The following is a 25,996-nucleotide window of genomic DNA, read 5'->3' as shown; positions in this document are numbered from 1 at the left end:
ATCGGAAAAGGGCAGGGGGGATGTTACGCCCGTTGTCCCGGCCGGCTCAAGGTGCGGTTGCCGGGCGGAAGCCCGTGTCCTGCGCTTCCAGCTCCCACAGATGGTCGCGCCGGCGGTAGCGGCTGACCAGGCCGGGGGTGAAGGCCGCCCCCTCCCACGCCCGCACCTCGAAGGTGATGTGCGGCCGGGCGATGGTGATGAGGTTGTAGGCGTTCGCCTCGTTGCGCAGCCGGGTCGAGGTGGCGGTCGACGCCTGGGCCACCAGGATGGAGCGGGCGACCTGCGTGTGGAAACTCATGATGTCGCCCGAATAGGCGCGGTGCAGGTGCCCGGCCAGCAGCAGGTCGACCCCGCAGTCCTCCAGCACGCTCAGCGCCGGCCCGTGGCGGCCGACCAGGCGGGTGCGCGGCGCGTCGGGCGGTGGCAGGAAGGGATGGTGGGTGAACAGCACCTTGAAGACGTGGGGCGGCAGTTCGCCGAACACGTCGCGGATGCGGTCGATCTGGCCCCGGTTGATCCGCCCGTGGGAGAAGTCGAGGATCACCGAACGCGCCGTGTTGAGGCCCAGCACCGCGATCTCGTCATCCACGTGGAAGGGGCTGAGATCCCCGGAGATGTAGTGCTTGTAGTGGTGGAACGGGTCGATGAAGCGCCGCAGCAGGTCGTAGACGGGAATGTCGTGGTTGCCGGGCACCACCAGGTAGGGAAAGGGCAGCCGTTCCAGGAAGGCGCGCGCCTCCTCGAAATGCCGGCGGCGGGCGCGCTGCACCAGATCGCCGGAGATGACGATCAGGTCCGGCTTTTGGGTCATCAGGTCGCCCACCAGCCCTTCGACGACGGCGTGGTCGATGCGGCCGAAATGCAGGTCGGAGATGTGGGCGAGCGTCTTCATGAGGCGTTCGTCATGGGCTGCAGGATGCGCAGCGCCCGTGGCCGGATGCGATAGACCAGCGGCGGCGCCGGGCGCCGGATCTCCCCGTCGTTGGCGATCCGGAGGCGCCGGCGCCGGCTGTGTACGGTCAGCCCCGTCGCCTCCAGCCTCACCAACTCCTCGTCCTCCTGCCAGGTTCCCAGCATCAGGCGCGTCATCAGGCGCAGCATTGCCCACCCGCTGCGGTGGCGGGCGACGTAGACGCCGAGACGGCCGCCGTCGAGCGTCGCCCGCCGCAGCACCGGGCCATAGCCTTCGGCGTAGGGGTTGTTGGACACCACCAGCACCGGTGTGCGCACCCGCTGCGGTCCCTCGCCCAGGTCGATGGCGACGTCGAGCACGGGCAACCGGTGCAGGGCCTTCACCGCCGCCAGCGCCATGGCCGGCCACTTGCCCAGCCCGTGGAGCACGCGCTGGCGCTCCCGCTCCTGCACCATGGCCGGGTAGATCCCCAGGGCCGAGTGGTTGAGGAACAGCTCGCCATTGACTTCGGCGACGTCGATGGCGCGCGGACGGCCGTGGGCCACCGCGCGCGCCGCGGCGGTCAGGCCCGGGGGCGTCCCCAGTTCGCGCGCCAGCAGGTTCATGGTGCCCAGGGGCAGCACGCCCAGCGGCTTGCCCACCGGCACCAGCAGGTTGACCGCGGTGGCGACCGTCCCGTCGCCGCCGCCCACCACCACCGCATCGGCGTCGGACGCGGCGGCGCGCGCGATGGCTGCGCGGCACGTCGTCGCGGTGGCGATATCGACGCCGACCTCGGCACCGGCACCGGCGAAGATCGCCCCGATTGCCGCCGCCGCGGTGTCGGCGGGCATCCGCGACAGCGCGCCGGCAGAACGGTTGAGGACGATGGCGACTTTCATCGGAGCATCCGTGAGAGAACGGCGTGCCGGCGCGGAGCTGGCGGAATCCTGCCGGCTGCGGCGACCGGAGTCGAGGGCGCGCGCCGGGAGGCGGAGGGCGCGACTGTACCAAGGTTGCAATCGATTGCCTCTTGCCGCGCATGGTGATGTCACGATATCGAAACCTCTGCGCGCAATCGGTCCGCCCCCCGGCGATCGTGCGGTCGCGCGTGCGAACAGGGCCGGTTCCGAGTCTCCCGGTGACATTCCGGGACGGAAACCGACCTTTTTCCTCATTAATGGGATGATTGCCGACCAATGATCGGTTAATCTGTTCTTAAGGAGCCGGGATAGCCCCGCCAGGGACCTGCCGATCGGACGGTACCCGGGTATGAGACAAAGGAGACCGCGGTGCGCAAACCTTACTACGAGAGCATCCTGCTGATTGAGCGGCTTCACCGCCACTTTCTCGAGGTGCTCAAAACCGAGCTTGACCGGCTCGGTATCCAGGACATCAACAACGTTCAGAGCCTGATTCTGTACAACATCGGCGAAGACGAGATGACCGTCGGCGAGTTGACGGCCCGCGGCTATTATCTCGGCTCCAACGTCTCCTACAACGTGAAGAAGATGGTCGAGAACGGCTACCTCGGACAGGAGCGCTCGCCGCACGACCGCCGGTCGGTGCGCGTCCGCCTGTCGGAAAAGGGGCTGGAACTGCGTGACAAGATCGGCCAAATGTTCGAACGCCACCTCCAGGCGCTGGAGAAGGCCGGATTCTCGGACGAAGAACTGATCAAGGCCAACGAAACGCTGCGCAAGCTCGAACGTTTCTGGTCGGCCTCGCTCGACTACAGCGGCTTTCCGTTGACGTCTGCGGCCTGATCGGCCGCCGGGCAGCGGGTCTCCTTTCCGGTCCCGCCGGCACCCGGTGCCGCGCGGGACCGTGGCTTTCAGGGAGGCGCGCCGCACCGTCCGGCACGATGGCCGGGCGCAACTCCTCCTGGCGCGCACGGGGTGCGGGCCGCGGCGACTCGGATGCGTCCGAATCGGTCGTATACGAATCAGATGTATACGAATCGGATAACCGGCGAACGCCGCCACGTGCTGTGGTCGCCCCGACGCTGTAAGGCGGACATCCCCTCGCCCGCGCGTTCCTTGCCAACTCATCATTCGCATCGCTGATGGTCAGTGTTGCGTTATGTCGGACAGCCTAACCGGTTTTGCCGGGTGTTTGCGTCTGTCCGCCGTGGTTACCTAGACCCCAGGGCACCGAACACCGCGACCACAAGCGGGGCAGGAAACGGGGAGGACGATGACCGCTGACGTCATCCTGGAGACTCATGGCCTTACCAAGGAATTCCGCGGATTCGTCGCGGTTCGCAACGTCAACTTGCAGGTCCGCCGGGGAACCATCCACGCGCTGATCGGACCCAACGGGGCGGGCAAGACCACGGTCTTCAACCTGCTGACCAAATTCCTGGCACCGACCTCGGGCCGCATCCTCTACCACGGCCGCGACATCACGGCGATGAAACCGGCGGACGTGGCGCGGCTCGGCATCGTGCGGTCGTTCCAGATCTCTGCGGTGTTTGCGCATCTCAGCGTGCTGGAGAACGTGCGCGTGGCGTTGCAGCGGCCGCTCGGCACCTCGTTCCATTTCTGGAAGCCGGAGAGCACCCTGGCGGGTCTCGACCGGCGGGCGCTGGAACTGCTCGACGCGGTCGGACTGCCGGAATTCGCCGACCGTCCCGCGGCGGAACTCCCCTACGGCCGCAAGCGCGCGCTGGAGATCGCCACCACCCTGGCTCTCGATCCGGCGATGCTGCTGCTGGACGAACCCATGGCCGGCATGGGACACGAGGATATCGGCCGCATCGCCGGACTGATCCGCCGCATTGCCCGCGACCGCACCATCCTGATGGTCGAGCACAATCTGAACGTCGTCGCCGACCTGTCCGACACCATCACGGTGCTGTCGCGCGGCGAGGTGCTGGCCGAGGGGCCGTACGCCGCCGTGTCGCGCGACCCCCGGGTCATGGAGGCCTACATGGGGACCACGGTGGAGGAGGCGGGGCATGCCTGACGGGGCGGCGGCGCCGGCCGGTGCGAGGGCGGGGGTTCCCGCCGATGCCATGCTGGAGGTGCGGGATCTGCACGCCTGGTACGGCGAATCCCACGTCCTGCACGGGGTCAGCCTGACCATTCCCCGCGGCGAGGTGGTGACTCTGCTGGGGCGCAACGGTGCCGGCAAGACATCGACACTGCGCGCCATCATGGGCATCGTTCCGCGCAGCGCCGGCTCCATCCGCATGGAAGGGCGGGAGATCCTGGGGATGGCGCCGTTCCGCATCGCCCGGCTGGGTCTGGGATTCGTGCCGGAGGAGCGCGGCATCTTCGCCAGCCTGGACGTCGAGGAGAACCTGATGCTGCCGCCCAGGGTGCGCGACGGCGGCATGGGCGTGGACGAGATCTTCCGTCTTTTCCCCAACCTCAAGGAGCGCCGCCGCAGTCCGGGCATGCGTCTGTCGGGCGGTGAGCAGCAGATGCTGGCCATCGCGCGCATCCTGCGCACCGGTGCGGCGCTGCTGCTGCTGGATGAGCCGACGGAAGGGCTGGCCCCGGTCATCGTCCGGCAGATCGGTGCCGTCATCCGGGCGCTGAAGGACAAGGGCTTCACCATCCTGCTGGTGGAGCAGAACTTCCGCTTCGCGGCGACCCTCGCCGACCGCCATTACGTCATGGAGGACGGCCGGATCGTCGACATGATCCCCAACGACGCGCTGGCGGCCAACATGGAGCGCCTGCACGACCGTCTCGGGGTCTGAAAGCCCGCAGGAGAACCGGGCCAACCGCAACCAATGACCAGGGAGGACTCGCACATGATCGCACGTCTGCTCGCCGGGGCCGCACTCGTCGCTCTCGGAACCGGAATGGCGCACGCCCAGGGGATTTCCGGCGATGTCGTCCGGATCGGCGTGTTGAACGACCGCTCCGGCCTCTACGCCGACCTGGGCGGCGAGGGCTCGGCCGTGGCCGCCCGCATGGCGGCGGAAGAGATGGGCGGCAAGGTCGCCGGAAAGCCCATCGAGGTCATCGTGGCCGACCACCAGAACAAGGCCGATATCGGCTCCAACATCGCGCGCCAGTGGATCGACCGCGACGGTGTCGACGTCATCGCCGACGTCCCCAATTCCGGCGTTGCCCTGGCGGTGCAGGAGATCGTGCGGGAGAAGAACCGCATCTTCCTGATCTCCGGCGCGGCGACCGCGGCGCTGACCGGCAAGTCCTGCTCGCCCAACGGCTTCCACTGGGCCTACGACACCACCGCGCTGGCCCGCGGCACCGGCAACGCCATGGTGAAGGAAGGCGGACAGAGCTGGTTCTTTCTGACCGCCGACTACGCGTTCGGCCACCAGCTCGAATCCGACACGGCGGCCGTGGTCAAGGCCAACGGCGGCCAGGTGACGGGCACCGTGCGCCATCCGCTGAACACGCAGGACTTCTCCTCCTTCCTGCTGCAGGCGCAGTCGTCGGGTGCCAAGGTGATCGGCCTCGCCAACGCCGGCGGCGACACCATCAACTCGATCAAGCAGGCGGCGGAGTTCGGCATCACCCAGAGCGGCCAGCAACTCGCCGGGCTGCTGCTGTTCATCACCGACGTCCACGCCCTGGGCCTGGCCAGCGCGCAGGACCTGATGCTGACCACCGGGTTCTATTGGGACATGGATGACCAGACCCGCGCCTGGTCGGAGAGCTTCGAGGCGAAGACCGGCACCAAGCCCACCATGGTGCAGGCCGGCGTCTATTCGGCGGTGCGCCATTACCTGAAGGCCGTCGAGGCGGCGGGAACCGACGAGGCCGGGGCGGTCGCCCGGCAGATGCGGGAGCTGCCCGTCAGCGACATGTTCGCCCGCAACGCCAAGCTCCTGCCCAACGGGCGGCTGATCCACGACATGTACCTGGCCCGCGTGAAGACGCCCGCGGAGTCGAAGGGGGCGTGGGACTATTACGAGATCGTGCGCACCATCCCCGGCGAGGAGGCCTACGCATCCCTGGCCGAGAGCGGCTGCCCGACCGCCAATTGACGCCGCATCGGCGCGAAGGGCAGGAGCGGGGCCGTCGCGGCCCCGCGAACGGGGGAGGTGCCAAGCGTGTTCGCCGAGATCTTCGGAATTCCGCCGCAGGCGCTGTTCGGACAGCTCCTGCTCGGGCTGATCAACGGCTCGTTCTATGCGCTGCTCAGCCTCGGGCTGGCGGTGATCTTCGGCATGCTGAACGTCATTAACTTCGCCCACGGGGCGCTTTACATGCTGGGCGCCTTCGTGGCGTGGCTGCTGCTGAACCGGCTCGGCATCGGCTATTGGCCGGCCCTGCTCCTGGCGCCGCTGATCGTCGGGGCCATCGGGATCGTGCTGGAAAAGGCGCTGCTGCGGTGGCTCTACAAGCTCGACCACCTCTACGGGCTGCTGCTCACCTTCGGTCTGGCGCTGATCATCGAGGGGATGTTCCGCCACTGGTACGGCGTGTCCGGCATGCCCTATCCGATTCCGCCGGCGCTGCAGGGCGGGCAGAACCTGGGCTTTATGTTCCTGCCCAACTACCGGGCCTGGGTGGTGGTGGCGTCGCTCGCGGTCTGCCTGGCCACCTGGTACGCCATCGAGCGCACGCGCCTGGGCGCCTATCTGCGCGCCGCCACCGAGAACCCGGTGCTGGTGCAGGCGTTCGGCATCAACGTGCCGCTGATGATCACGCTGACCTACGGCTTCGGCGTGGCGCTGGCCGGTTTCGCCGGCGTGCTGGCGGCGCCCATCTATTCGGTCAATCCGCTGATGGGGGCCAATCTGATCATCGTCGTCTTCGCCGTTGTGGTGATCGGCGGCATGGGCTCGATCCTCGGTGCCATCGTCACCGGCTTCGGGCTGGGTCTGCTGGAGGGGCTGACGAAGGTCTTCTATCCCGAGGCATCCAACATCGTGATCTTCGTGGTGATGATCGTCGTCCTGCTGATCAAGCCGGCGGGGCTCTTCGGACGGGAGAGATAGGGCCATGGTGACCGACATCCGTGATGGCGGGCGCGGCGCCGTGGGCACCGCCGGAACGTCGTGGCTCCGGCTGGTCGCCGGGGCGGTGCTGCTGCTGGTGCTGCTGACCGCGCCGCTGGTGCTGTACCCCATCTTCCTGATGAAGGTGCTGTGCTTCGCGCTGTTCGCCTGCGCCTTCAATCTGTTGATCGGCTATGTCGGGCTGCTGTCCTTCGGCCACGCCGCCTTCTTCGGCGGGGCGGCTTACGTCAGCGCCCATGCGATCAAGGTGTGGGGCGTGACCCCGGAGATCGGCATCCTGCTGGGCACAGCGACGGCCGCGGTGATGGGGGGGGTGTTCGGCTGGATCGCCATCCGTCGCCAGGGCATCTACTTCGCCATGATCACCCTGGCGCTGGCCCAGATGATCTACTTCCTGGCCCTGCAACTGCCGTTCACCGGCGGCGAGGACGGCATCCAGGCGGTGCCGCGCGGCCACCTGTTCGGGCTGATCAACCTGAACAACTCCCTGGCCATGTATTACACGGTGCTGGTGATCTTCCTGTTCGGCTTCGCGGTGATCCGGCGCGCCGTGCACTCGCCCTTCGGGCAGGTGCTGAAGGCGATCCGCGAGAACGAGCCGCGGGCGGTGTCGCTGGGTTACCGGACGGACCAGTACAAGCTCGTCGCCTTCGTCCTGTCGGCGACGCTGGCCGGCCTGGCCGGGGCTACCAAGGCCCTGGTCTTCCAGCTCGCCAGCCTGACCGACGTGACCTGGCAGATGTCGGGGGAGGTGGTGCTGATGACGCTGCTGGGCGGCATGGGCACCCTGTTCGGCCCGGCGGTGGGGGCGGCGCTGGTGGTCACCCTGCAGAACTACCTGGCGGCCACGCAGCTTCCCGTCACCGTGGTCATCGGCGCGATCTTCGTGATCTGCGTCCTGGTCTTCCGCCGCGGCATCGTCGGCGAGATCGCCCACCGCCTGGGAGTGCGCAAGGCATGACCGGACCTTCCGGCCCGCCGCGCGGCGGACCGGAGGCGTCAGCTCAACCGCGGCCGCAGCAGGTTGCGCTCCACGTGTTCCAGATGCTCGCGCATGAGGGTGCGGGCCCGGTCGGCGTCGCGGTCCTCGATCGCCGCGACGATGGCGTCGTGTTCGGCGAAGCTGTGGTGGTCCGGCGGCGGCGAGGCGCGGTCGGGGCGCAGCCGGCCCCAGGTGACGGCACGGCGCACGGCGTTCAGCGTGTCTAGCAACGCCAGCAGCAGGCCGTTCCGCGTCGCCTCCGCGATGGCGCGGTGGAGGCGGTTGTCCCAATTCTCATACTGACGCCAACTCGTGGCGGAGCGGCTGCGCTGGATGCAGGTTCGCATCTCCGCGACATGGGCGGGCGAGGCGACGATGGCGGCCAGGGCGGCCACCTCGGGTTCCAGCAGCAGGCGGGTGCGCATGACCTCCGCCGGGTCGGTGCGGCGGGCGATGGCGGCGATGTCGGCGTGGGTGTCCAGCGGCCGGCTGCCGACGAAGGTGCCCTTGCCCACGTGGCGCCAGATCTGTCCTTCCTGCTCCAACACGGCCAGCGCCTTGCGCAGCGCCGGGCGCGGCACGCCCAGCCGCTCGCTCAGTTCCCGTTCCGGCGGCAGCCGGCTTTCGAAGGGCAGGTCGGCGGCCGCCAGGAAAGCGCGGAGCTGCACCAACGCTGCGTTCTGACCGTTGCTCGTCATAGCGTCCATCGTGAACCAATTTGGTTATTGGTTATGGCCCAATCCGCCTGGGTATGGCAAGCGTCTCACGGGTGCAGTGTTGACAAAACAGGATATTTTCAAGCGGCGCCGATTCATTCGCTTGACGTACAAATGAATCGGCGCGATAACCAATAGAAAATTGGTTCCGGATTGGCCCGGCCGTCCCGGCAGCGGGACGACGGCAGTCCGGACGACAAGGGGAGGAGAGACGATGACCGCAGACACCCGCCGCCCGGCGCGGCGTTCCTTCGTTCACGGCGCTCTGGCACTGGGTGCCGCCCTCGGCATGGCGGCCGCGGTCGCCGTGACCGCCGGCCCCGCCCTGGCGGCCGGCACGGTGCGGGTCGCCTTCGGCGACATCGCGTCCGTGGAAACGCTGCACTTCCTGATCGCGCTGGAGCGTGCGAAGGAACGCGGCGTCGACGTCGCCGTCACCTATTTCAAGTCGGAGGATCTCGCCGCACAGGCGGTCGTCGGCGGCCAGGCCGACATCGGGGTCGGCGCGCCGTACGCGCTGGTGCAGAAGGTCAGGGCGCCGATCCGCTTCTTCTACCAGATGAGCACGCTGAACTTCTATCCGATCGTCAACACGCAGAAATACCGGTCCTGGAAGGACCTGGACGGTCAGGAGATCACCGTTCACTCCCGCGGCTCCGGCACCGAGGCGATCATGCGCCTGATGGCCGACAAGCACGGCATCACCTACAAGACCATCTCCTATGTGCCGGGATCGGAGGTGCGCGCCGGCGCCATGCTGCAGGGCACCATCAACGCCAGCATCGTCGACAGCACGAACCGCCGCATCCTGATGGAGAAGGCGCCCGACCGCTTCGCCGTCCTGCCCATGGAGGGCGTCAGCGCCACCGACGAGGCGCTCTACGCCAACACCGACTATCTCACGCGGGAGATGGATGTCATCGAGATCCTGGTGGAAAGCCTGGTCACCACCTGGCGCGAGGTCAACGACGATCCGGACGCCGTGGCAGCCCTGCGGGAGCGGTACAACCTGCTGCCCGACCTGCCCCGGGAACTGGAGGCGGACATCGGGCCCTACTTCCATGAAGCGGCGGACAGCCGGATGCTGCCGCTGAACGGCGGCGGCGAGGAGGCGGTGGCCGACGATTTCGCCTTCTACACCCTGTCCGGCCAGCTCGAGGGCGAGGCCGCGGCGCTGAAGGTCGCCGACTTCTGGGACCTGCGGCCGCTCGACGCGGTGCTCGCCAAGGTCGGACGCCGCTGACACCCGCTCCCGCAACGTTCGGGGACCTTTCATGAGCAGCAACGTGCACAGCCCGGGGGCGGCGGCCGCAGCCGTCTCCGGACGGCCGGGCCGGGCGCTCGCCCGCGCCGCGGGCGCGCTGGTCGGCGGGCCGATGCTCTGGCGGCTCGCCTCCGTCGCCTTGTTCTGCCTGACGTGGGAGGTGGCCGGGCGCATCCCCGTCAGCTATGCCTTCCCCACCTTCGGCGCCACGGCCGCCGCCTTCGCCGCCATGGTGGCCGACGGCAGCCTGCCGGCCGCCTTCGCCGTCACCCTGCTGCCGCTGGTCATCGGCGTCACCCTGTCCGCCGTGCTGGGCGTCGGCATCGGCGTGCTGATGGGGCTGCGGCGCGGGGCGGAATGGATCGCCGCGCCCGTGTTCATCGTGTTGCAGGCCGCCCCCATGGCGGCGCTGATCCCCCTGGTCACCTTCGTCTACGGGATCGGCCTGACGTCCAAGGTGCTGGCGGTCTGCCTGCTGGCCCTGCCGGTGATCGCGCTGAACGGCTACAAGGCGGTGCGCAATGTCAACCCGTCGCTGCTGGCGATGGCGCGCTCCTTCCTCGCCTCGCCGTGGCAGCGGGTGGTCCGCATCATCCTGCCCGACGCCAGCCCCGTCATCTTCGCCGGCCTGCGGCTGGGCGTCTCGGCCGGCTTCATCGGCGTGATCCTGGCGGAGCTGCTGATCACGCCCACCGGCATCGGCGACCTCATCACCTATCACCGTTCCATCGCCAATTACGCGGAAATGTACGCGTCCATCGCCTCGATCATCGTCTTTTCGGCGGTCACCCTGGCCGTGCTGCAGACGGTGGAGGTGGCGCTGTTCCGTCCGGAGAAGAAGGGAACCTGACCCATGGGAGCGGTTCGCCGCATCGACGCCGCCCGCGCCGGGCGGCCGGGTCCCGCCACCGCCGATCCGATCGTGCAGGTGCGCGGCATCACCAAGCGCTACGGCTCCACCGAGGCACTGAAGGACGTCGACGTCGACGTCCCCCGCGGCAAGCTCACAACGCTGCTGGGCCCCAGCGGCTGTGGCAAGACCACGCTGCTCAAGATCGTCGCCGGGCTGCTGGACGCCACCGCGGGCGAGGTGCTGGTGAACGGCAAACCGATCTCCGGCCCCGGGCCGGAGCGCGCCTTCGTCTTCCAGGACTTCGCACTGATGCCCTGGGCCACGGTGATCACCAACGTCGCCTTCGGGCTGGAGATGCGCGGCGTGCCGAAGGCCGAGCGGCTGGAGACGGCACGGCATTGCATCAGGGAAGTGGGGCTGGCGGGGTTCGAAGACCGATACCCCCACGAGTTGTCGGGCGGTATGCGCCAGCGCGTCGGGCTGGCCCGCGCGCTGGCGGTCAGTGCCGACGTGCTGCTGCTGGACGAGCCGTTCTCTGCCGTCGACGAGCAGACGCGGCGCAAGTTCCAGGAGGATCTGCTGCGTCTGCGCCACCAGGAGAACAAGACCTTCCTGTTCGTCACCCACAGCATCGAGGAGGCGGTGTACCTGTCGGACGCCATCGTCATGCTGTCGCGCCGTCCCGGCCGCGTGAACCGCATCATCGAGCCGGCGATCGACCGCTCCGGGTCGCCCGACGAGATCCGCCGCGACCGGCACTATCTCGATACGGTGGAGGAGATCTGGCACAGCCTGCGCGATTTCGTGGAATGAGGGGGAGGCGGTCATGACCCTGTTCGGCGTGCGGGTGCCGATGATGGCATCGCTCATCCTGTGGTGCGTCCTGTGGGAGATCGTCGGGCGTCTCGACCTCATCTTCCTCGTCCCCCCCTTCACCGCCGTTCTCGCCGCGGCGTGGGAGTTGGTGAACACCGGCACCTTCCAGCGGGCGACCGTCACCACCCTGTGGGCCTTCTTCGTCGGCATGGGCTTCGCCATCGCCGTGGGGGTGCCGGTGGGACTGCTGATGGGCCGGGTGCCGGCGGCGGACCGGTTGCTCGGCATGTGGGTGAACGTGTTCGTCTCCGCGCCTCTGTCGGCGCTGGTCCCGGTGCTGATGATCCTGCTGGGCATGGGCGAGACGACGGTGGTCGCCACCGTGTTCCTGTTCGCGGTGTGGATCATCGTGCTGGACACGCGGGCCGGGGTGCAGCACGTTCCCGCCTCGCTTCTGGAAATGGCGCGCAGCTACGGTGCGGGCCGGTGGCGGACGCTGACGCGCATCGTCATCCTCTCGGCCCTGCCGGAGATCCTGGCGGGCATCCGGCTCGGCATGATCCGCGGGGTGAAGGGGGTGGTGATCGGCCAGCTCCTCATCTCGATCATCGGATACGGCGAGCTGTTCGAGCTGTACTCCCGCAACTTCCTGATGGAGCAGTTCTGGGCCTTGACCATCCTGCTCTTCGCCTTTGCCATGCTGGTCGCCGAAGGGGTCGGCATGCTTGAAAAGAAGATCGAATATTACGCCGGAGTGAGACAATGACCGTCATGGACAAGGATGTTTCGTACGTCGTCGAGCCGCAGCCGATCCCGGCCCTGCCGGTGCGCGGCAGCGGGGCGCTGTTTCCCGTGCACCGCATCTACTGCGTCGGGCGCAACTACGCGGAGCACGCGATCGAGATGGGGCACGATCCGAACCGCGAGCCGCCCTTCTTCTTCCAGAAGAACCCCGACAACCTGCTGCTGACCGGTGAATTCCCGTACCCCCCGGCCACCTCGGACGTCCACTACGAGATCGAGATGGTCGTGGCCCTGTCCGGGGGCGGGCGCGACATTCCGATGGAGCGGGCGCTGGCGTGCGTCTACGGCTACGGCGTCGGCCTGGACATGACGCGCCGCGATCTGCAGGGGGAAATGAAGAAGCTCGGCCGCCCCTGGGAGATCGGCAAGGCGTTCGAGCACTCCGCCCCCTGCTCGGCCCTGGTGCCGGCGTCGGAGATCGGCCATCCCGCCGGCGGGGCGGTGTGGCTGGATGTCAACGGCGAGCGCCGCCAGACCGGCGACATCAACCAGATGATCTGGAAGGTGCCGGAGATGATCGCCTACCTCTCCGGCCTGTTCGAGCTGCGCCCCGGGGACCTCATCATGACCGGTACCCCCGCCGGCGTCGGGGCCGTCCGGCGCGGCGACGTCATGAGCGGCGGCGTCGAGGGTGTGGGCGAGCTGACCGTCAGGGTGGTGTGATACGGCCGGGAAAAGATCCGTTCCATTGATTTCCGGCCGTGAAACCCGACAGATCAATGCTTTGCATTGATCGATAGGGTCATACCGTCGGCATCATTCAGATGCCGACGGTTGACGGCCAGCGGCTTTCCGGTCATGCCTCCTCCCAGATGAGGACCGGCTTCTCGCGCCAGGCGAAGCGGGTGAGGTGGTCGTCGACCACCGCCTTCACCCGCTCGACCCCCTCGGCGCTGTCGGATTCGCAGCGCAGGGTCAGCACCCCGTCCGCCGCCTCCATGTGGCAGGTGCCCCAGGGGAAGTCGGCGCGCCCGCGGCAGTCGTCGTACTCCACCGTGATCTTGTGGGCGAAGTGCTTGCAAAGCTGGACCAGGTAGCGGCCGGCCGCGTCGGTGGCGACCTGCGTGCGGTGTGCGATCATGATGCGTTTCCTTCCGTGTCGGGCCACGCGCCCTCGTCGAGGGCGCGGTCGGCCAGTGCGATTCGATAGCCCCGCGAGCACGTCTCGACGCGCCCGTCGATCCCGAACGCCCGCCGCAGCAGGGCGCCGTCCAGGGCCGCCGGCGGGCCGTCGGCCAGCAGGCGGCCGCCGCCCAGCACCAGGGTGCGGTCGCAGAAGCGCAGGGCCAGGTTGATGTCGTGCATGGCCAGCAGGGCGATGCAGCCGTCCCGGTCGGCCAGGCTGCGCACGCTTTCCAGCACGTTGAGCTGCCAGCGCAGATCGAGCGCACTGGTCGGCTCGTCCAGCAGCAGAAGGCGCGGCCGGCGCACCATGGCCTGGGCGAGGCCGATGCGCTGGCGCTGGCCTCCCGACAGTTCGGTCAGGCGGCGCAGGGCCAGCGGCTCCAGCCCCAGCCGGTCGAAGACCGCCTGGACGCGTCGTTCCGCCTCGGCGGCCGGCAGATCGGGGCGGGCGGCGCGCAGGGCGCTGGTCACCGCCTCGTAGGCGACGAGCACGCTGCCCTGCGGCAGCGTCTGCGGCAGGTAGCCGGTCAGCCGCACCCGCCGCGCCGGCGTCATCGCCAGCAGGTCATAGCTGTCCAGCGCGGCGGCGCCGGCGGCGGCGACCAGTCCGGCCAGCGCCTTCAGCAGCGTCGACTTGCCGGCGCCGTTGCAGCCGATCAGCGCCACCAGCGATCCCGGCGGGATCGGGCCGGCGTCGATGCCCTCCAGCACCCGCCGACGGCCATAGCCGGCGGTCAGGCCGCCCAGGGTCAGACCCCCGGTCATGTCCCCCTCCGCTGCGACAGGATCAGCGCCATGAACAGCGGCACGCCGACCAGCGCGGTGACGATGCCCACCGGTAGCAGCAGGCCGGGCACCAGCGACTTGGCGGCGATGGACGCGAGCGACAGGACCAGCGCCCCGGCCAGGGCGGCGCCCGGCAGGAAGAAGCGGTGGTCCTCGCCCAGCGCCAGGCGTGCGATGTGGGGGCCGACCAGCCCGATGAAGCCCACGGTGCCGACGAAGGCCACCGCCGCACCGGCCAGCAGGCTGACCCGCAGCAGCACCAGCAGGCGCAGCCGGCGCACGGGAATGCCGAAGCTGCGGGCGTGCTCCTCGCCGCCGCGCAGCGCGGTCAGCGCCCACACGTCGCGCAGCGACAGGGGCAGGCAGACCGCCAGCACCAGCGCCACGATGCCGACCTTCTCCCACGTGGCGCGGGCGAGGCTGCCCATGGTCCAGAAGACGATCTGTTGCAGCGCGTCGGCGCTGGCCACGTACTGCACCAGCCACAGCAGGGCGTTCATCACGAACACCATGGCGATGCCGAACAGCACCACGGTGTCGGGACCCGCCCCTTGCGTGCGCGCCAGCCCCTGGATGACCAGGGTGGCCGCCATGGCGCAGGCGAAGGCGCTGGCCGGCACCATCACCGACGGGCCGAGGCCGAGCACCGACAGCTCCAGCACGATGGCCAGCGACGCCCCGAAGGTGGCGGCGTTGGACAGGCCCAGGGTGAAGGGGCTGGCCAGGGGGTTGTGCAGGACCGTCTGCATCTCCGCGCCCGCCAGGGCCAGGCAGGCCCCCACCACCACCGCCATGGCGGCGGCCGGCAGACGGATGCTCCACAGGATGACCGAGGTGCTGCGGTCGAGCGACCCGGGGTCCAGCAGCCCGTGCAGCACCGCCGCCACCGGCAGCGCCGACGGGCCGGTCGCCGCGTCCGCCAGGAAGGAGAGGACGAGCCCCGCCGCCAGCAGCGCCAGCACGATGACGCGGCGGAACACGAAGCGGCGGTAGCGGCGGGCCAGCGGGGTTGCGGTCATCGTCTCCGTCATCGGGCGTCGATCCAGTAGGTCCCGTCCACGGGCACCGGCTGGAAACGGGCGTAGAAATCGCGCAGCGTCGCCTCGGGATCGAGATCGGCGCACAGCTCCGGCTGGAACCAGCGGGCCATGGCCTGGACGGCGACGATGTTGAAGGGCGAATGGAAGAAATGGTGCCACACCGCGTGGGCCCGGCCGGCGCGCACCGCCTCCAGGTCGGCGATGGCGGTGCGGTCCAGGGCGCGGAGCAGGGTGGCGCGCGCCAGCCCGGCGTCCACACCCGGCCCCAGCACGATGCGTCCGGGCGCCCCTTCCATCCCCGCCCGGTTGCCGATGGCGGTGCCCACGTAGACGTCGGGCCGGTGGGTCAGCAGATATTCGGGATTCATCATCCCGGCGATTCCCGGCACCACGGCGGAGCCGAGATTGCGGCCGCCGGCCTCCTCGATCAGGCGGCCGATGACGCCGGCGCCGACGGTGGCGCAGCAGTCCTCCTGCAGGCCGACGCGGTTTTCCAGGAACACGACGGGCCGCCGGGTCGCCCGCGCCACCCGGTCGCGCACGCGCTCCAGCTCGTGCCCGTAGGCGGCGACGAAGGCCGCCGCTTCCGCCTCCCGGCCCAGCAGGGCGCCCAGAACGGTGATGCTGCGGGGGGTGTTGACGATGGGATCGTGGAAGAAGTCGACGAAGGCGACGGTCACCCCGGCCGCTTCGAGCTGGTCGATCAGCTCGCGCGCCGCCGGCCCCGGGCCGTGGCCGGCCAGACCGAAGATCGCCAGGTCGGGGGCCAGCGCGATGGCCCGCTCGGCGCTGAAGCTGTCGGCGGACACCTTGCCCACCGGGGGGATGTCGGCGATGCCGGGGAACCGCTCGGTCCAGCGGGCGTAGCCGGCGGGATCCAGCAGCGGGAAGTCGCCCATCATCCCCACCACCGCACCGGCGGGGTCGCTGCGGTCGAGGATGCCCAGCGCGGCGAGGAAACGCCCCTCTCCGAGCACGATGCGCTCCACCCGGTCCGGCACCCGCACGGTGCGGCCGGCGAGGTCGACGATCCCGGCGGCGTGCGCCGGCGGTCCCGCGATCAGGGCCAGGAGGAGGAGAAGGATCAGTCTTCGCATGGCACTGCCTTGTGGATGATGGGATGGGGCGCACCCACCGGCCGGCGGCGGGCGCGCCCCTCGTCTCTCTGAGCGTCCGGACTCAGAACTTCAGGGTGGACGCGAGGTAGAAGGACCGGCCTTCCGACAGCACCGGCTGGATCACCGCGGTCTGGCCGTAGGTGGACCGGCTTGCGTAGGCCTCGTCGAAGAGGTTGTTGGCTTCGGCGCGCAGCGTCCAATGGGGCATGGACGCCACCGGCACCCATTCGGCGAACAGGTTCACCACCTGGTAGGGCTCCAGGTCGCGGAAGCCGGCGGCGCGCAGATCTTCGTCTTCCAGCCTCAGGGCCAGTTCGGCGGAGGCGCCCAGGGTCAGGCGCAGGCTCTCCACCGTGTAGTGGCCGCGCAGCGTGATCAGATCGCCGACGGCGATGCCGGTGTTGTAGTCGCCGGGCAGGGCGATGCGGTCGCCGTAGGTCACGTCGGAGCGGGCGTAGGTGGCACCGACGGCAGCGTGGCCCCACGAATAGGAGGCCGACAGGTCGAAGCCCTGCGTCTTCAGGTCCTCGCCGTTGATGCGCCGGAGCCGGGTGTAATTCCACGCCATGGGGTCGTGGATCACCGTGCGGAACAGGGCACCTTCCAGGCTGAGGCCGCCTTCGGCGTAGCGCAGACCGCCGCGCACGTTGTGGGCCCGCGACGGCTTCAGGTCCGGGTCGTAGGTGTAGTCGCCGGCGTGATAGAGCGCCGTCTCCGCCATCTCCAGCCCGCCCCACGCGTAGCTGTAGCCGGCGAACGCGGTGACCCCGCCGAACACGTCGACCTCGGCGGACAGGTTGGGGCTGAGGCCGGTGTTGTCGAAGGTCCGGCCATCCACCGCCCGGTAGCTCTGGTGGTCGAGGCGCAAGCCCGTCGACAGGCGCAGCCGGTCGAGTGGCGCCACCCGCGCCTGGACGAAGCCGCCGAAGCCGGAGATGCGCTCCTCGGCGTCGGTGGCGAAGTGGAAGCGCTCGACGAACGCGTCGTCGCGGTAGGCGTCGATGCCCACGGTCAGCCGGCCGGCGGGGATGGCGACGCTGTTCTGCACGGTGCCGCCGATGCTCTCCACGTCGGCGTTGAAGGCGCCGTGCGCGGTGGGGCGGCGGTTGTCGTTGGGCCGCTCCAGCCGGTTGCGGTTGTAATAGACGCTGATTTCGGGATCGAACAGGTCGGTCGGCTGTGTCGTGCGGTAGCGCAGCGTGGCGGTGGTGCGCGTCGCCTCGCTCCGGTTCAGCAGTCGCCCCGTCGGGTTGGCGATCAGGCCCATGTTGGGGCGCAGGCGGCGGATGCCCTCGTCGTTCACCACCTCGCCGGAGACCTCGAAGCGGTGCCCCCGGTCGGATTCGTAGGCCAGCTTGGCCAGGCCGGCGGTCAGGTTGGCGGCGGTGCCCGCCTCCTCGTAGCCCGCACCCGTCTTGTAGTCGTCGCCCCTGGCGCGCGAGACCATGCCCAGGATCTCGAACCCCTGCGCGGCGGCATAGCCCGCGGCGGTGGTGCGCCACGTCCCCGGATTGGTGTCGTAGCCGAGGATGACCGTGCCCCCCGCCGTCTGCCCCGGCAGCAGCAGGTCCCGGGCATCCTTCGTGGTGAAGTGCACGGCACCGGCCAGGGCGCCGAAGCCGGCGTCCGCCGGCGCCACCCCGGCCTCCACCGTCGCCGACTTCAGGAAGATCGGATCGAGCGTCAGGTTGCCGTTGTGGTGCCAGACGTTGTTGCGCTGGGGCGCGCCGTCGACGGTGACGTTCAGCTTGTTCTGGTCGATGCCGTGCACATAGATCTTCTGAGCCGCCGTGCTGCCGGACGGGACGGTGACGGCCGGGTCGTTGCGGAACAGGTCGCGCAGGGTCAGCGGCTGCTCCCGGTCGATCTCCTCCCGGCTGATGGCGCCGGTGGTCTCCATGATGCGCAGCGCCTCCCCCGCGACGCGGACCGGGGGCAGGGTTTCCGCCGCCCGGGCGGCGGGCGGAGTCAGCGCCGCCACGGACGCCAGCATGGAGGTGGCGAGCAGCCCCGCCCTGATCCGGCCCCGGCGCCTGATCTGACCATACTCCGTTCGTCTGGACATCGTTCTTCGGTCCTCCTGTGGCCCGACCCTGGACAGAGTGGGGATTCCGTGATAGCGAGAATGATAATTAGTCGCAACATATGCGTTGCGGGGAGCTGTCCGTGACGTTCGTTGTAGTCCGGTCGCCGTTGCGGTGCCTTTGCGGCACGGTCGAAATGCTTTGCCGAATGGTCAGAGTTTGGGAGGGTGCGCACCGATGTCCGACCTTCGATCCGGTGGTTCCGCCGCGCCGTGCGCCCCGGTCGCCTACCGGTACCTGACGGATTCGTTCGGAACCCGGACGGCGCCGGTGCAGATCGTGACGCCGGTCCTGAACCCCGAGGATCCGGTGCTGCTGGGCCGGTTGCGGCAGTTGCGCCTGCGTTCCGGCATGGATCTGCACGCCACCGACGCGATCGACGTCCACGACCTGACGACCCGGGTGGAGGCGGAGCCGGCGCTGACGGTGACCCTGTTCCTGCGCGGCCACGCCGACGTGTCGCTGGGCGCGCGCCGTCACCAGGTGGACGCCCGCCGGGGCCCCCGGCTGTTCATCCGGGCGTGCTGCGAACCGGACCTGTTCGTGCGCCGGGGGGTGAGCGGCAACTGGGTGCGCAAAATCAGCATCGGCGTCCCGCGCGACTGGGTGGCGGGCGCCGCGTCCGGCTCCGGCGAGGCGGTGCGCCGGTTCACGGAAACCCACGGCGCCAGCGCCATCTGGGACCCCACCCGACGCCAGGTCGAGTTGGCGGAGCGCATCCTGGCAACGGCACCGTTCGGATCGGGGCTGGAGTCCCTGTTCCTGGAGAGCCACGCCTTCGAGATCGTGGCGGAAGCCCTGGTGCGGCTGTCCGGCGGAGAAGGGGCGCCGGGCGGCGGGGTGTGCGGGCGCGACCGGGCGCGCGTACAGGCCGTCTGCGAATTCCTGGACGCTCACGAGGGGGATTCCCCGCGGCTGGACGAGGTCGCCCGCCACGCGGGCATGAGCGTCAGCACCCTCCAGCGCCTGTTCCGTGCCGTGCACGGCACCTCGGTGTTCGACTATTACCGCTGCGTGCGCATGGACCGTGCTCGCGCCGCGCTGGAGCGGGAGGGCGTCAGCGTCACGGAGGCGGCGTTCGTCGCCGGCTATGGCAATCCCGCCAACTTCGCCACCGCCTTCCGGCGCCGGTTCGGCCTGCCGCCCGGGCAGGTGCGCGGCCGGCCGGGGATCCTGACGAAGTAGCCCGGCCGGCCGGGCGCGCGGACGCCGAACTCCGTCCGGATGCGTCGGCGCTTCTTGCGCACACGTCCCGGAACCGCGTACCGCCACCGGGGTTTCTCCGCCACGTTCGCGCAGAACCGGGGGGAACCATGCCGCGCCCGTCTCCGTACGGCCTCTGCAAGCCGCTCCTGCTTGCGGCCACCGCCCTGACCGCCGCCGCCTGCCTGCCGACGCAGCGCGCCGTGGTCATCGACTGCTGGAACCTCCGGGAGTCCGCGCTGGAGCGTGCGCAGGCGCAGGGCCAGTGCCGAGATGCGTTCTCACAGAACATGCTGTTCGTTCCGCCGCCGCCGCCGCGCCTCCCCGCCCAACGCATGGCCGGTCACGGCGGCAGCGGCGAGATGGGATCGCCTGCCGGCGCTGCGGCGGGCGGCACGGGCGGCAGCGGCACGGGCACCGGCACCGGCAGCACCGGGGGCGGCGACACCGGGACGGGCGACACGGGGACGGGCGGTGACGATGGCGGCACCGGCACCGGATCGGGCGGCGACTCCGACAGTGGCACGGGCGGTGGTGACTCTGACAGCGGATCCGGTGGTGGCGATCCGGGTGGCAGTGATGCCGGGGGCAACGGGGGAGGTGGCGGCGGCAGCGACGGGGGGGACGGCAACGGGAACGGCGGCGGCGGTGGCGGTGGCAACGGTGGCGGCGACGGGGATGGTAACGGTGGCGGCAATGGTGGCGGTAATGGGGGTGGTAACGGCGGCGGCAACGGTGGCGGTAATGGGGGTGGTAACGGCGACGGCAACGGTGGCGGTAATGGGGGTGGTAACGGCGACGGCAACGGTGGCGGTAATGGGGGTGGGAACGGCGGCGGCAATGGTGGCGGTAATGGAGGTGGGAACGGCGGCGGCAATGGAGGCGGCAACGGTGGTGGGAACGGCGGCGGCAATGGAGGCGGCAACGGTGGCGGGAACGGCGGGGGCAACGGGGGTGGCAACGGTGGAGGGAACGGAGGGGGCAACGGTGGCGACGGCTGAGCGTGTGGTGTGCCGCAACCCCTTCCCGTGGTGGCGGGAAAGGGCCGCCTCCGGCACCGGACCTACAGGTTCAACTGGTATGTGACGGGCACCCACCGGTATCCGGCGTCCTTGCGTTCGACATACCCCAGCGACGGGAACGACATGTGGTAGGCCGACACCAGGAGCCGGTCGGCTGTGGCCATGTCGTAGACCCGCTTCCGGGTCGCCGCTCCCGCTTCCTTGTCCATGTCGAAGAAGGCGTGCCATTCCGGGTGCGCCAGCGACGCGACTTCGTGGTGGGCGCAGTCGCCCCACAGGAGAAGGCGCCGGCCCTCGCTCTCGATGTGGAACGACAGGTGTCCCGGCGTGTGGCCAAAGCTCGCGACAGCCCGGATGCCGGGTGTGACGTCGTCGCCGGGTTTGAGGAATCGGACGCGGTCGGCCAGCGGCACCAGGTGCGTCCGGAAAAGCCGGGCGGAGCGGAACTCGTTCCCGTCCTTGTCGGCGGACAGGCGATCGTCCTTCGCCCAGAAATCGTACTCCACGGCGCCGATGGCATAGCGGGCGTTGGGGAACAGTGGCCTTCCACGCTCCATCAGCCCGCCGATGTGATCGGGATGGGCATGGGTCAGGACGATCACGTCGACCTGGTCCGGCGTGTAGCCGGCCGGCTCCAGCATGTCCGCCAACCAGCCGCCGTGGGGCCGGGGAACAAACCCGTCGCCACCGTTGCCGGTGTCGAACAGGACGAGTTCGCTGCCGGTGTTGACCAGAGTTGGCGTGAATCCGGGCTGGAAGCGGGATTCGGGCAGCAGGCTGTCGTGCATCAGCCGCTCCACCGCCTCCTTGGGCTGATCCTCGCCGACGATCGGCCAGGGCCCGTCGATCACGGCACCGGCGTCCAGGATGTTTGTCACCTCGAACGCTCCCAGCCGGAAACGATAGTGCCGCGGCGTTGCAGCCCCCAACATCGGTGCCGCGGCCCGTGCCGGAGGGCTGAGCGTGCCGGCAAGAGCCGGCGCTGCGGCGAGCGCGGCCATCGACGCCAGAACCCGGCGGCGCGTTGATGGAAGGCGAGGAATGGGCATCGGACGGAATCCTTCCCTTAAAGTCTCATTGTCGTGTTGGCCCTCAGCATGATGTGATGCTCCCGGCCGCCGCATCGGCCGGCAAATGCCGGAGCAGGCATCATGGCTGGAGGATAGGGATGAACGGCGACGCGCGCTTGTACGAACGTGCTGCCGATGGCTCCGCTCCCCTTTGGCATCTCGACCGGGGCTTCACGTTCTTTGCCGGTCCGCTCGACTACAACGCCAGCCACCAGCATGGCGCCCCGGTCTACCTGGCCGGACTTCACGGTCCGTTCGGCCTGCGGCTGCCCGGTACCGAATGGATGAGTTGCCGGACCGCGGTCATACCCGCCGGCGCGCTGCATGAACTGGATGTCGGCGGCAATCCGATCGCCGTCCTCTACATCGAACCTCACGTGGCGGGTGTTCACGCGCTCCTTCCGCTGGTCCGCGACGGACGGGAGGTCGGGGTGGGCGGAGCGCTGGTCGGCGGCCGGGGCGAGGTCTCCCTGGTGCGCGATCTCTACGAAGACCCGGCGGGCGGTACCCGGGCGGGCGCCGCGCTGCGCGATCTCGTGGGTTTCTCCGACCGGCGTGCAGCCCGCTCCATCGACGGGCGTGTGGCCCGGGTCGTCGGGGCCATGCACGCGAACAGCGAAGATCTCACACCCGTGAACGACCTCGCCGCCGGCGTCGGGATGTCCGCATCACGGTTCCAGCACGTGTTCACCCGGGAGGTCGGCGTGCCTTTCCGCCGGTACCGCGCCTGGTGCCGCATGCGGGCCGCCATCGGCGCAATCGTCGAGGGAAACACGTTCACCGCCGCCGCCCATGCCGCCGGCTATGCCGACCAGCCCCATTTCGCCCACGACTTCCGCCGGACCTTCGGCGCGCCGGCGTCGCGCAGCCTGACCGGCGTGCGGCCGCCGCCGGGCCGCCGCCCGGCGCAGCACTACAGCTTATGACCGTCGCGCAGGGCGGCCAGGGCGATCTCGGCGCAGGCGGAGGCGTCGGACAGGGCGTCGTGGTGCTTCAGCGCGATGCGCAGATGGCGGCACACGTCGGGCAGCTTGGTGGGGTAGACGCCCCAGGCGGCGCGGGCGATCTGCACCGTGCAGGCGAAGCGGTGGCGCGGCGTCGGCAGACGGTGGGCGGTGCAGCAGGCGTGCAGCACGCCCTTGTCGAAGGGAGCGTTGTGGGCCACCAGCAGGGTCGCCCGCGCCAGCAGCGGCGCCAGATCCGGCCACACGCCGGCGAAATCCGGCGCCTCGCAGCAGTCCTCCCAGCGCAGGCCGTGGATGTGGGTGAACAGGAAGCGGGAGCGGGGCGGGCGGATCAGGCGCTGCAGGCGCTCGGTGATCCGCCCGTTCTCGACCAGCACCACGGCGACCGAACAGGCGCTGTCGCGCCCCTGGTCGGCGGTTTCGAAGTCGATGGCGGCGAAGGCGGTCATGCCGCCACTCTACACCACCGGCGCGCGCGTTACACCCGCAACGGCCCCTCCGGCTCGCACTGCATGTAGAGGGTCAGCAGGCGGCACAGGCTCTCCAGGGCGCCGACGTGGGTGCGCTCGTAGCCGTGCGAGGCGTCAACGCCGAAGCACACCAGGGCGGTGCGTATGTCGTTGCCGGCCTCGATGGCGGCGGCGCTGTCGCAACGGTAATAGCGGAACACGTCGCGCTGGTGGGGAATGCCGTGCTCCCGGCACAGGGCGAGCAGCCGGTGGGTCAGCGAATAGTCGAACGGCCCGGTGGAATCGGCCATGGCGATGGTCACCCCGGTCTCGCGGCTGTTCTGGCCGAGGGCGGGGGTGCCGTTGTCGATGGTGACCATCTCCGCCACGTCCTGGTGCAGCACGGTGGAGGCTCCGGACCCCACCTCCTCGGAGATGGTGAACAGCAGATGGCAGTCCACGGGCAGGGCCGCGCGGGCGTCCATCACCGCCTTGGCGGCGGCGAGCGCGGCGGCCGCCCCCGCCTTGTCGTCCAGGTGGCGCGAGACGATGAAGCCGGTGTCCGGGAACTCCGGCTGGGGATCGATGGCGACGAAGTCGCCGACGTTGAACCCCAGCGCGTCCAGGTCGCCGCGGCACACCGCCGGAGCGTCGACCCGCAGCTCCACGCTCTGCCAGTTGGTCGGCTGCTCGTCCACCTCGTCGCCGAAGGTGTGGCCGGACGCCTTCAGCGGCAGCACGGTGCCGCGGTACCGGCCGGTGTCGGTGAAGACGGTGCAGCGCGCCCCCTCGGCGAAGCGGGACGACCAGTGGCCGATCGGCACCAGGGCCAGCCGGCCGTTGTCCTTCAGGGACTTCACCTGCGCCCCCAAGGTGTCCACATGGGCGACCAACGCGCGGTCGGGGCTTTCCTGGCGGCCCTTGAGGTTGGCGCGGATGGCGCCGCGCCGCGTCAGCTCGTAGGGAATGCCGAGCGTCTCCAGCTCGCCGCAGACGTAGCGCACCACCTCGTCGGTGTAGCCGGTGGGGCTGGGGATGGCCAGAAGGTTGCGCAGGACCGTCAGGAGATAGTCGGTGTCAATGCTAAGGGGTTGGGGCATCAGGACATCCCCCGGGTTTGCGGGAACAGCAGGTCGACGAAGCGCTCGGCCGTCGGCTGCGGCTCGTGGTTGGCCAGGCCCGGCCGCTCATTGGCTTCGATGAACACATGGCCGGATTTGTGCGGCGCCTCGACCAGCAGGTCGAAGCCGACGACGGGGATGCTCAGGGCGCGGGCGGCGGCCACAGACACCTCCACGAGGTGAGGGTGCAGGCGGTCGGTCACGTCGTGGATGGTGCCGCCGGTGTGCAGGTTGGCAGTCTTGCGCACCGGCAGGACCACGCCCTCCGCCAGCACGTCGTCGAGGCCGTAGCCGGCGGTGCGCACGCAGCGCTCGGTCTCCGCGTCCAGGGGGATGTGGCTCTCCCCGCCGGTGGCGGCGGCACGGCGGCGGCTCTGCGCCTCGATCAGAGCGCGGATGCTGTGCTGGCCGGTGCCGGTCACCTCGGCCGGGCGGCGTACCGCGGCGGCCACCACCTTGTAGTCGATGACGATGACGCGCAGGTCCTGGCCCTCGCAGAACCGCTCCAGCAGCACCGTGTCGCAGTGCCGGCGCGCTTCGGCGACGGCGCGCTCCAGGGTGTCGCGGTCGCGCACGTCGACGGTGATGCCGCGCCCCTGCTCGCCGCGGGCCGGCTTCACCACCACGCTGGTGTGGCGGGCGAGGAACTCCGCATCGGCGTCGGGGTCTCCGGCGGTGACCTGCTCGGGCACCGACAGCTCGGCGCGCTCCAGCACCCGGCGGGTCACCGCCTTGTCGTCGCAACGACTCATGGCGACGGCGGTGGTCAGCTCCGACAGGCTTTCGCGGCAGACGATGGAGCGGCCGCCGGCGGTCAGACAGAAATAGCCGGCCTCGGCGTCCAGCACCTCCACCCCGATGCCGCGCCGGCGTGCCTCATTCACGATGATGGTGGCGTAGGGGTTCAAGCGCTCCTCCGGCGGTGGCCCCATGAACAAGGGCTCGTTGAAGGAGTTCCGCGTCTTCAGCGCGAAGGCGGGGATGCGCCGGAATCCCAGCTTCTCGTAAAGGGCGATGGCGTTGACGTTGTCGTGCAGCACCGACAGGTCCATGAACGAGCGTCCGCGCGCCTGGAAGTGCTCGGCCATGGTGCGCACCAGGGTCTCGCCGATGCCGGGAAAGGATGCCTGGGGGTCGACCGCCAGGCACCACAGGGAGCTGCCCTGCTCCGGATCGCCGAAGGCGCGGCGGTGGTCCACCCCGGTGACCGAGCCGACCACCGCTCCCGTCGCCTCGTCCACCGCGACGAACAGGGTGATGGTGCGGCTGTTGCGGCTGCTGACCAGGAACGTCGGGTCGACCTGCACCATGCCGCGGCTGGCGTAGATGCGCAGCACCCCTTCCGCGTCCTGGCGCGTGCGCAGCCGGCGCACGGCATAGCCCTTGGGCCGGCGACGCCCCGGCCGGTACTCGTTCAGCCACAGACGGAAGGTGTGGGAGGGGTCGAGGAACAGCTCCTGCGGTGCCCGCGCCAGGGCGACGTGCGGGTCCTGGAGGTAGAAGGCGATGTCCCGGCGCCCCGGCTCCTCGGCGCGCAGCGTTTCGACCAACCGGTCAAGGTCGTCGAAGGTGTGGGCGAAGATCAGGCGCCCCCAGCCGCAATCGACGACGGCGTCGGCGTGGTACTCGGTCTCGGTGTCCTCGGCGGCGCGGCTGCGCCGGAACCGACCGAGGGTCGGACCGGCGTTGCGCTCCAGCCGGTGCTGGTGGGCTCGGGTGAGCGACATGGCGGGCCTCCG

26 protein-coding genes are annotated in these 25,996 nt (G+C 69.8%); 13 read left to right on the top strand and 13 right to left on the bottom strand.

The window, feature by feature from the left end; all coding sequences use genetic code 11:
• Positions 1-46 precede the first annotated feature (46 nt).
• Both G472_RS0108900 and G472_RS0108895 read right to left on the bottom strand, forming a co-directional pair.
• Positions 47-892, bottom strand: coding sequence for a metallophosphoesterase family protein (locus G472_RS0108900; protein ID WP_029008103.1), 846 nt, complete (start codon positions 890-892; stop codon positions 47-49).
• Entirely contained in the window at positions 889-1,794 is a 906-nt protein-coding gene (locus G472_RS0108895; protein WP_029008102.1) for a diacylglycerol/lipid kinase family protein, read from the bottom strand. The genes G472_RS0108900 and G472_RS0108895 overlap by 4 nt, the downstream gene beginning before the upstream one ends.
• Positions 1,795-2,184: 390 nt before the next feature.
• On the opposite strand from G472_RS0108895, the gene G472_RS0108890 reads away from it, so the two are divergent.
• The 6 genes from G472_RS0108890 to G472_RS0108865 all read left to right on the top strand — a co-directional run bounded on the left by G472_RS0108890 (position 2,185) and on the right by G472_RS0108865 (position 7,800).
• The gene (locus tag G472_RS0108890; RefSeq protein WP_029008101.1) at positions 2,185-2,658 is read left to right on the top strand and encodes a MarR family winged helix-turn-helix transcriptional regulator; all 474 of its coding nucleotides are present in this window, start codon (positions 2,185-2,187) and stop codon (positions 2,656-2,658) included.
• Positions 2,659-3,088: 430 nt separating this feature from the next.
• On the top strand, positions 3,089-3,859 hold the full coding sequence (locus G472_RS0108885; protein ID WP_029008100.1) for an ABC transporter ATP-binding protein: 771 nt from the start codon (positions 3,089-3,091) through the stop codon (positions 3,857-3,859).
• Positions 3,852-4,601 (top strand): ABC transporter ATP-binding protein, encoded by a 750-nt coding sequence (locus G472_RS0108880; protein ID WP_029008099.1) that lies wholly within the window; start codon positions 3,852-3,854, stop codon positions 4,599-4,601. The genes G472_RS0108885 and G472_RS0108880 overlap by 8 nt, the downstream gene beginning before the upstream one ends.
• Before the next feature lie 54 nt (positions 4,602-4,655).
• Positions 4,656-5,861, top strand: coding sequence for an ABC transporter substrate-binding protein (locus tag G472_RS0108875; protein ID WP_029008098.1), 1,206 nt, complete (start codon positions 4,656-4,658; stop codon positions 5,859-5,861).
• Between the two features lie 66 nt (positions 5,862-5,927).
• Positions 5,928-6,818, top strand: coding sequence for a branched-chain amino acid ABC transporter permease (locus tag G472_RS0108870; protein ID WP_035691654.1), 891 nt, complete (start codon positions 5,928-5,930; stop codon positions 6,816-6,818).
• 4 nt (positions 6,819-6,822) lie between these two features.
• Positions 6,823-7,800, top strand: coding sequence for a branched-chain amino acid ABC transporter permease (locus G472_RS0108865; protein ID WP_035691653.1), 978 nt, complete (start codon positions 6,823-6,825; stop codon positions 7,798-7,800).
• Between the two features lie 38 nt (positions 7,801-7,838).
• On the opposite strand, the gene G472_RS0108860 is transcribed toward G472_RS0108865, so the two are convergent.
• Entirely contained in the window at positions 7,839-8,519 is a 681-nt protein-coding gene (locus G472_RS0108860) for a FadR/GntR family transcriptional regulator (RefSeq protein WP_211100162.1), read from the bottom strand.
• Between the two features lie 232 nt (positions 8,520-8,751).
• On the opposite strand from G472_RS0108860, the gene G472_RS0108855 reads away from it, so the two are divergent.
• The 5 genes from G472_RS0108855 to G472_RS0108835 are packed head-to-tail and all read left to right on the top strand — an operon-like array spanning position 8,752 to position 12,937.
• Positions 8,752-9,780, top strand: coding sequence for an ABC transporter substrate-binding protein (locus G472_RS0108855; protein ID WP_029008094.1), 1,029 nt, complete (start codon positions 8,752-8,754; stop codon positions 9,778-9,780).
• 31 nt (positions 9,781-9,811) lie between these two features.
• The gene (locus G472_RS0108850) at positions 9,812-10,651 is read left to right on the top strand and encodes an ABC transporter permease (protein WP_029008093.1); all 840 of its coding nucleotides are present in this window, start codon (positions 9,812-9,814) and stop codon (positions 10,649-10,651) included.
• Positions 10,652-10,654: 3 nt separating this feature from the next.
• The gene (locus tag G472_RS0108845; protein ID WP_051340598.1) at positions 10,655-11,467 is read left to right on the top strand and encodes an ABC transporter ATP-binding protein; all 813 of its coding nucleotides are present in this window, start codon (positions 10,655-10,657) and stop codon (positions 11,465-11,467) included.
• 13 nt (positions 11,468-11,480) lie between these two features.
• Positions 11,481-12,236, top strand: coding sequence for an ABC transporter permease (locus tag G472_RS0108840; protein WP_029008091.1), 756 nt, complete (start codon positions 11,481-11,483; stop codon positions 12,234-12,236).
• Positions 12,233-12,937, top strand: coding sequence for a fumarylacetoacetate hydrolase family protein (locus G472_RS0108835; protein ID WP_029008090.1), 705 nt, complete (start codon positions 12,233-12,235; stop codon positions 12,935-12,937). The genes G472_RS0108840 and G472_RS0108835 overlap by 4 nt, the downstream gene beginning before the upstream one ends.
• A gap of 133 nt (positions 12,938-13,070) precedes the next feature.
• Here the strand turns inward: G472_RS0108835 and G472_RS0108830 are convergent, their stop codons facing one another.
• The 5 genes from G472_RS0108830 to G472_RS0108810 all read right to left on the bottom strand — a co-directional run bounded on the left by G472_RS0108830 (position 13,071) and on the right by G472_RS0108810 (position 18,408).
• Positions 13,071-13,355 carry a DUF2218 domain-containing protein gene (locus G472_RS0108830; protein ID WP_029008089.1) on the bottom strand — a complete coding sequence of 95 codons (285 nt, stop codon included), beginning with the start codon at positions 13,353-13,355 and terminating at the stop codon, positions 13,071-13,073.
• Positions 13,352-14,164: an ABC transporter ATP-binding protein gene (locus tag G472_RS0108825; protein WP_029008088.1), complete on the bottom strand. Its 813-nt coding sequence runs from the start codon at positions 14,162-14,164 to the stop codon at positions 13,352-13,354. The genes G472_RS0108830 and G472_RS0108825 overlap by 4 nt, the downstream gene beginning before the upstream one ends.
• A complete protein-coding gene (locus tag G472_RS0108820; protein WP_051340622.1) occupies positions 14,161-15,204 on the bottom strand; it encodes a FecCD family ABC transporter permease in 1,044 nt (347 codons plus the stop codon). The genes G472_RS0108825 and G472_RS0108820 overlap by 4 nt, the downstream gene beginning before the upstream one ends.
• 8 nt (positions 15,205-15,212) lie before the next feature.
• Positions 15,213-16,322 carry an ABC transporter substrate-binding protein gene (locus G472_RS0108815; protein WP_029008086.1) on the bottom strand — a complete coding sequence of 370 codons (1,110 nt, stop codon included), beginning with the start codon at positions 16,320-16,322 and terminating at the stop codon, positions 15,213-15,215.
• An 82-nt stretch (positions 16,323-16,404) separates the two neighbouring features.
• Positions 16,405-18,408, bottom strand: a complete 2,004-nt coding sequence (locus G472_RS0108810) for a TonB-dependent receptor domain-containing protein (RefSeq protein WP_084536534.1) — start codon at positions 18,406-18,408, stop codon at positions 16,405-16,407.
• A 196-nt stretch (positions 18,409-18,604) separates the two neighbouring features.
• On the opposite strand from G472_RS0108810, the gene G472_RS32095 reads away from it, so the two are divergent.
• On the top strand, positions 18,605-19,612 hold the full coding sequence (locus G472_RS32095; RefSeq protein WP_051340596.1) for a helix-turn-helix transcriptional regulator: 1,008 nt from the start codon (positions 18,605-18,607) through the stop codon (positions 19,610-19,612).
• A gap of 299 nt (positions 19,613-19,911) precedes the next feature.
• On the opposite strand, the gene G472_RS38770 is transcribed toward G472_RS32095, so the two are convergent.
• Positions 19,912-20,649 carry a hypothetical protein gene (locus G472_RS38770; protein WP_156927047.1) on the bottom strand — a complete coding sequence of 246 codons (738 nt, stop codon included), beginning with the start codon at positions 20,647-20,649 and terminating at the stop codon, positions 19,912-19,914.
• Between the two features lie 44 nt (positions 20,650-20,693).
• Positions 20,694-21,530, bottom strand: coding sequence for an MBL fold metallo-hydrolase (locus tag G472_RS0108790; RefSeq protein WP_211100161.1), 837 nt, complete (start codon positions 21,528-21,530; stop codon positions 20,694-20,696).
• A gap of 290 nt (positions 21,531-21,820) precedes the next feature.
• On the opposite strand from G472_RS0108790, the gene G472_RS0108785 reads away from it, so the two are divergent.
• Positions 21,821-22,648, top strand: a complete 828-nt coding sequence (locus G472_RS0108785) for a helix-turn-helix transcriptional regulator (protein WP_029008083.1) — start codon at positions 21,821-21,823, stop codon at positions 22,646-22,648.
• On the opposite strand, the gene G472_RS0108780 is transcribed toward G472_RS0108785, so the two are convergent.
• The 3 genes from G472_RS0108780 to ngg are packed head-to-tail and all read right to left on the bottom strand — an operon-like array spanning position 22,636 to position 25,984.
• Positions 22,636-23,136, bottom strand: coding sequence for a 3'-5' exonuclease (locus tag G472_RS0108780; protein ID WP_029008082.1), 501 nt, complete (start codon positions 23,134-23,136; stop codon positions 22,636-22,638). The two genes, G472_RS0108785 and G472_RS0108780, sit on opposite strands and share 13 nt — an antisense overlap.
• Positions 23,137-23,165: 29 nt before the next feature.
• Complete coding sequence (locus G472_RS32085) at positions 23,166-24,236, bottom strand: osmoprotectant NAGGN system M42 family peptidase (RefSeq protein WP_035691651.1); 1,071 nt, start codon at positions 24,234-24,236, stop codon at positions 23,166-23,168.
• A complete protein-coding gene (ngg, locus tag G472_RS0108770) occupies positions 24,236-25,984 on the bottom strand; it encodes an N-acetylglutaminylglutamine synthetase (protein ID WP_029008081.1) in 1,749 nt (582 codons plus the stop codon). Before ngg ends, G472_RS32085 begins: the two co-directional genes overlap by 1 nt.
• Between the last annotated feature and the right edge of the window lie 12 nt (positions 25,985-25,996).

This window comes from Azospirillum halopraeferens DSM 3675, assembly GCF_000429625.1.
In the GTDB taxonomy this organism is placed as follows: domain Bacteria; phylum Pseudomonadota; class Alphaproteobacteria; order Azospirillales; family Azospirillaceae; genus Azospirillum; species Azospirillum halopraeferens.
Note: the sequence above shows the minus strand (reverse complement) of the source record. Positions and strands in the feature narration are given on the sequence as shown.